Origin of the sequence: Lactobacillus sp. UMNPBX19 (genome assembly GCF_002553805.1) — a bacterium.
Lineage (GTDB): Bacteria > Bacillota > Bacilli > Lactobacillales > Lactobacillaceae > Lactobacillus.
In genome coordinates, this window is record NZ_PCYR01000113.1 from 1 (window position 1) to 436 (window position 436).

A 436-nucleotide genomic window follows, 5' to 3' on the forward strand; every position below is an offset into this window, starting at 1 on the left:
GCAGTATGCCAATGTAACCTTGGAAAAAGATGAAGTCGTCATTGAATTTGATGAACATAAGTTACGGATAGCTGAAATAAGCGATGCGGTAGCTAATGCAGGTTATGATGTCCGTCTTTATACGGTAGTGGAAAAATAACACAAGTCATTTTCAAAGAGAGGTCCGCCGTGATTGGCGAGCCTTTTTTATTTAGACGAAAAGCAGGGGGAAAGCGTGAAAAATATATTACTGATAGATGATGAACCGCGAATGTTAGATCTATTACAGCTATATCTGGAGGGTGATAGCTATCATTGCGAGAAGGCAAATGATGGTGTAAAAGCAATTGAGCGATTGAGACATGAAAAGTTTGATCTAGTTCTATTAGATGTCATGATGCCCGTTATGGATGGCTGGGAAGTTTGTAAAAAAATCAGGGAATTTGATAATACGCCA

The 436-nt window shown here is 39.0% G+C and carries 1 protein-coding gene; it reads left to right on the forward strand.

The genetic code is table 11. The features are described from left to right. Nucleotides 1-214: 214 nt before the first annotated feature. Nucleotides 215-436, forward strand: a 222-nt coding sequence (locus tag CP370_RS09335; protein WP_143467893.1) for a response regulator, incomplete at its 3' end; no start/stop codon positions are given.